Consider the following 5,517-nt stretch of genomic DNA (forward strand, 5'->3'; position numbering starts at 1 on the left):
ACATCGAATCGACTACCGTCTCTTCGTGTATCCTTTATCTCAGTAGGAGGGCTCCAGTCCATACGAAGCTAACCGTGCGCTTGCGCTTTTCTATGTACGAAAGAATAGTAATCGATTATTGAAAAAGTTGAACACATAATGAAACAATTAAAGCAACGGTTATGAAATGAAGCAGTTTTTTTAGTGTGTTTATAGAAATTTTTGGTGCAAGCCTTATTGCCACTATAGAACCGGACAGGCTTCCAATCGCATAGAAAATCCCTACCGACCAAATAAAGTTGCCGCTAATAGCGTATTGTGTAAAAGCGAAGAAACAGCTAATAAATGTTTGGAATCTAGAATACGCGACAGCTTCCATAAATGACGCTCCTGACAATAGGAAAGTGTACATTAAGAGAGTAACTTGTCCTGGGCCAAACATGCCATCATAAATGCTAATGATAAATAAAATAGGTAAAATCTTTTTTGGTAATACCCAGTTTGTATTCGCTTCAAATGTTGGTTTTTTCACTAGTGATAATATAAAGGCGCCGCTTAATAAAATGATGGCGATTGATGTCATTAAATCCTCGGAAATAGAATTTGTAATTAGACCCCCAATCATGCCACCACCGGCTGCAAATGGGATTAGATAAAGTGCTTGCTTCCAAACTATTTTCTTTTGTCGCAATAGTTGATAGAAGCTCGAAAAAGAACTGATAGTATTGGCGAACTTGGCTGTGGCAATGGCGCTGTGAATGGGTAGCTGGAAGAAAAGGAGTGCCGGCATGCCAATTAAGCCACCACCACCTGCTAATGTTCCAACGAGTGCTACCGTAAATCCTAATAGTATTAATAAAAATTCTGTCACAAGCACCATCTCCTTACTTCATAAGCATAAAACCATTTTGTTATAATTGAAATATCATTAAAGTAATAGAGAACTATAAGAAATAGTTATGAAGAGGTACATACAATGAATTTTTCAGAATATCAATTATTATCGGTTTTAGCACAAGAAATGAATATGCGCAAAGCAGCGGAGCGTTTATTTGTATCACAGCCAGCATTGTCTCAACGATTACAAACCATTGAAAAAGCATGGCAAACTCAAATATTCATTCGTTCACAAAAAGGTTTAACTTTAACACCTGCTGGAGAAGAAGTTGTTAAGCTTGCCAATAGTGTGTTGGAAAGAGAAGAAAAAGTACGAGAAGAAATTCAAGCGATGGATAATAAGGTTTATGGTACCTTAAAGATTGCTTGCGCCACTATTGTTGGTCAAAATTGGCTTCCAAAAGTATTAAAGAGCTATGTTAATAAGTATCCACATGCGCAAATTTCGTTAATTACAGGTTGGAGCAGTGAAATCCTTAAAGCGTTACATGATGGTACAGTACATATTGGTATTATCCGCGGTACGCCTGATTGGAAGGGAGTTAGACATCATTTATTCAAAGATCAATTATATTTAGTAGATACTGAAATGAATAGACTGGAACAAGTTCTTGAAACAAACCGTCCATTTATTCAATTTAAGAGTGATTCGAATTATTATCAAGAAATGCAGGATTGGTGGCATCGTCACTTTCAAAGTACACCGAAGAAAACGATTGTTGTCGATCAAATTGAAACGTGTAAACAAATGGCTTTAAACGGCATTGGTTATGCAATCTTACCAGCAATAACAATTCAAAATCTTGAAAAAAACATATATAAAATTCCATTATTAGATGAATCGAATGAACAGCTTGAGCGCGATACGTGGCTACTAGGTTATGAAAAAGCATTTCAATTGCAACAAGTTCAAGCATTTGTTGAAGTGGTCCAAGAATACATCAAACAGTCGAACTAATGATATAATCATTAGAGTAAAAAGGTTTAACTTGTCTTACACTATACTGTTTGATAAAGTATAGATTAGTTTATTTTTCAGTTGTTATAGGGAGGAATTCATAATGAAAATGTTAGATGCACGCGAGATTATTTCTTACATCGCAAACGCAAAAAAATCTACACCAGTTAAAGTTTATATTAAAGGTGATTTAGAAGGCATTAACTTTGGTGAATCTGCAAAAGCTTTCATTACTGGTAATACAGGGGTTATCTTTGGTGAATGGTCAGAAATTAATGAAGCAATTGTTGCTAATAACGATAAAATTGAAGATTATGTTGTAGAAAATGATCGTAGAAATTCAGCGATTCCAATGTTAGATTTAAAGGATATTAAAGCACGTATTGAGCCAGGTGCAATCATTCGTGATCAAGTTGAAATTGGTGACAATGCTGTAATTATGATGGGTGCTTCTATCAATATCGGTGCTGTAATTGGCGAAGGTACAATGATCGACATGAATGCAATTTTAGGTGGAAGAGCAACTGTGGGAAGCAACTGTCACATCGGTGCAGGAGCAGTTCTTGCTGGGGTTATTGAGCCACCTTCAGCACAACCTGTAATTATTGAAGATGATGTTCTAATCGGTGCAAATGCAGTTGTTCTTGAAGGCGTAAAAGTTGGTAAAGGATCTGTTATTGCAGCGGGAGCTATCGTTACTGAAGACATTCCAGCATACTCTGTTGCAGTTGGAGCTCCAGCAAGAGTGATTAAGCAAATCGACGATAAGACAAAATCAAAAACTGAAATTATGCAAGAGTTACGTAAACTGTAATTTTGTTTTTTTAGGTGACCAACATGTATGCTTCTTAGTGTACATGTCCGGTCACTTTTTTTAAAAAGAAAAGGAGGTAGAATGTATTGAGTTCATTGTCACCTTTTGTAGAAATTAGACGAAAATTACATACAATGCCAGAGATAGGTTTTCAAGAGTTTAAAACACAAGCCTTTCTTTTAGAATATCTTAATGGACTTCCTGCTGAGAGGTTAGAAATTGAAACGTGGAAAACGGGCATTCTTGTTAAAGTGAAAGGGTTAAATGCCACTAAAACAATAGGTTATCGTGCTGATATTGATGGTTTGCCTGTTGTCGAGCAAACAGGTTTAGCTTTTGCTTCTGAGCACGAAGGTCGTATGCATGCATGTGGTCATGACTTTCATATGAGTATCGCGCTAGGAGTGCTTACGCATTTTGTACATCATCCAATCCGTGATCATGTGCTATTTGTTTTTCAACCAGCCGAAGAGGGGCCGGGTGGAGCACTTCCAATGATGCAATCAGAGGAAATGAAGCGTTGGATGCCAGATACGATGATTGGTTTACATATTGCACCAGAATATCCAGTGGGAACAATTGCTGTAAAGCCAGGCTTGCTGTTTGCAAATACATCTGAATTATTTATTGAATTAAAAGGGAAGGGTGGTCACGCTGCCTATCCGCATAATACAAATGATATGGTTGTAGCTGCTTGTCAGTTAGTGAATCAACTACAAACGATTATTGCTAGAAATGTTGACCCACTTGATTCAGCTGTTATTACAGTAGGGAAGATTACTGGGGGAACAGTGCAAAATGTAATTGCGGAAAACGCTCGTTTAGAGGGTACAATTCGTACTTTATCGGCTGATAGTATGAAGAAAGTAAAATCACGTATAGAAGCTCTTGTAGAGGGCATTAAAATGGGATTTGAATGTGAAACAGTTATCGATTATGGTGCAATGTATTATCAAGTATTCAATGAAGAACATTTAACAAAAGAATTTATGCATTTTACTAAAGAACAAACCGAAATGAATGTAATTGAATGTAATGAAGCAATGACGGGTGAAGACTTTGGATATATGCTGAAGGAAATACCTGGTTTCATGTTTTGGCTTGGTGTCGACTCGCAATACGGACTTCACCATGCGAAGTTAAATCCAAATGAAAAGGCAATTCCAAGTGCCATATCGCTACTTACTTCATACATAGCTTGGAAGGGAAATAATTAATTAGAAAGTGGTTCAACGATGTAGTAGAAGACTACATATTGAATCACTTTTTTTGTCAATAAAGTAATAATGCTTTTTGTTTTCTTGGAATTCTAAAAAATGATACAATTAACCATGAAGATAATTGTAGAAATTCGATCCGAATTATAAAAATTTTTAGATTATTTATAATTAATATTATTTTATACTAATTTCTGACAACTATTTGACTTTTTAAATCTATATCCGTATAATCGTTATTGGAATATGTTTCTAATTGAGAATTAATTAACCAATTTCTCAGTTAATATATAATTTACTTTTGGAGGGATTATACATGCCGGAACGTATGGTAGGTAAACAAGCACCACGCTTTGAAATGGATGCAGTTTTAGCTAATAAGGAATTTGGAAAAGTAAGCTTAGAAGAAAATATGAAGAATGACAAATGGACTGTTCTATTCTTCTATCCAATGGACTTTACATTTGTATGTCCAACAGAAATCACAGCTATGTCTGATCGTTACGATGAGTTTCAAGATCTTGATGCTGAAGTAATTGGTGTTTCTACTGATACTATTCACACTCACTTAGCTTGGATTAACACAGACCGTAACGACAATGGTCTTGGTCAATTAAATTATCCATTAGCAGCTGACACAAACCATGCTATCTCTCGTGAATATGGCGTATTAATTGAAGAAGAAGGTATTGCTCTTCGTGGACTTTACATAATCAATCCAGAAGGTGAGTTACAATACTCTGTAATTAACCACAACAACATTGGACGTAGCGTAGATGAAACTCTTCGCGTACTTCAAGCACTTCAAACGGGTGGTCTATGTCCAGTAAACTGGAAACCAGGTCAAAAAACACTTTAATTTTTTTCATAGCAATAGAGGTTGTCTTAAGTACCAACTTTGGACAACCTCTTTGTGTTAGTTCCATTATATATAATAATGGAATATAGACTATTCTAGGAGTGGATACGATGAAATTACGTGCTGAAATGCCTGAATTGTTAGGGGCTACTGAATGGTTAAACGGCGAAGTAACAAGAGACCAACTTATTGCTGATAAACCTACGTTAATCCATTTTTGGTCAACCTCTTGTCATCTTTGTAAAGAAGCAATGCCAAATATCAATGAATTTAGAGATCAATATCAAGATCGTCTAAATGTTATTGCTGTGCATATGCCCCGATCTGAAAAGGATTTAGATTTGGATGAAATTAAAGCAGTTGCCGCCGAGCATAATATTACTCAACCAATCTTTATCGACGGGGATTTAAAACTAAATGAAGCTTTTGAAAATCAATATGTACCTGCTTATTATGTATTTGATAAGACCGGTGTACTTCGTCATTTCCAAGCGGGTGGTAGTGGAATGAAAATGCTTGAAAAGCGCGTGAATCGCGTATTGGATGAATCGACACAAAGTGAACAATAGTAAGTGAATGTATATGATTTTTTCGTATGTAACTTTTGTCTTGCATAAGACTAAGCGGTTCTTAAAAACACAGTCGCCAACAAGAACCGCTTGTCTGATGCATGGCTTCTTTTAGTTTTTACAGTAAAACAATAAAGTGAAATTTTAATCGGTGGGGGCGTTTAACTCCCGCCGATTATTAGTTGGACCAATCTGATTCTAACCAGTGCTTAATCTCCCACTTA

6 protein-coding genes are annotated in these 5,517 nt (G+C 36.1%); 5 read left to right on the top strand and 1 reads right to left on the bottom strand.

All coding sequences use genetic code 11. The features are described from left to right. Positions 1–115 precede the first annotated feature (115 nt). Positions 116–850 (bottom strand): sulfite exporter TauE/SafE family protein, encoded by a 735-nt coding sequence (locus V7014_RS00385; RefSeq protein WP_335502694.1) that lies wholly within the window; start codon positions 848–850, stop codon positions 116–118. A 105-nt stretch (positions 851–955) separates the two neighbouring features. On the opposite strand from V7014_RS00385, the gene V7014_RS00390 reads away from it, so the two are divergent. From V7014_RS00390 to V7014_RS00410, 5 genes are all read left to right on the top strand, one after another. Further along, complete coding sequence (locus tag V7014_RS00390) at positions 956–1,834, top strand: LysR family transcriptional regulator (protein WP_335502697.1); 879 nt, start codon at positions 956–958, stop codon at positions 1,832–1,834. Positions 1,835–1,937: 103 nt separating this feature from the next. Then, positions 1,938–2,648: a 2,3,4,5-tetrahydropyridine-2,6-dicarboxylate N-acetyltransferase gene (dapD, locus tag V7014_RS00395; protein WP_335502700.1), complete on the top strand. Its 711-nt coding sequence runs from the start codon at positions 1,938–1,940 to the stop codon at positions 2,646–2,648. 86 nt (positions 2,649–2,734) lie between these two features. After that, a complete protein-coding gene (locus V7014_RS00400; protein WP_335502703.1) occupies positions 2,735–3,865 on the top strand; it encodes an N-acetyldiaminopimelate deacetylase in 1,131 nt (376 codons plus the stop codon). A gap of 316 nt (positions 3,866–4,181) precedes the next feature. Then, positions 4,182–4,724, top strand: coding sequence for a peroxiredoxin (locus tag V7014_RS00405; protein WP_335502706.1), 543 nt, complete (start codon positions 4,182–4,184; stop codon positions 4,722–4,724). 110 nt (positions 4,725–4,834) lie between these two features. Then, entirely contained in the window at positions 4,835–5,293 is a 459-nt protein-coding gene (locus tag V7014_RS00410) for a TlpA disulfide reductase family protein (protein WP_335502708.1), read from the top strand. Positions 5,294–5,517: the final 224 nt, after the last annotated feature.

The organism is Bacillus sp. JJ722 (assembly GCF_036963345.1).
In the GTDB taxonomy this organism is placed as follows: Bacteria; Bacillota; Bacilli; order Bacillales; family DSM-1321; genus Bacillus_AD.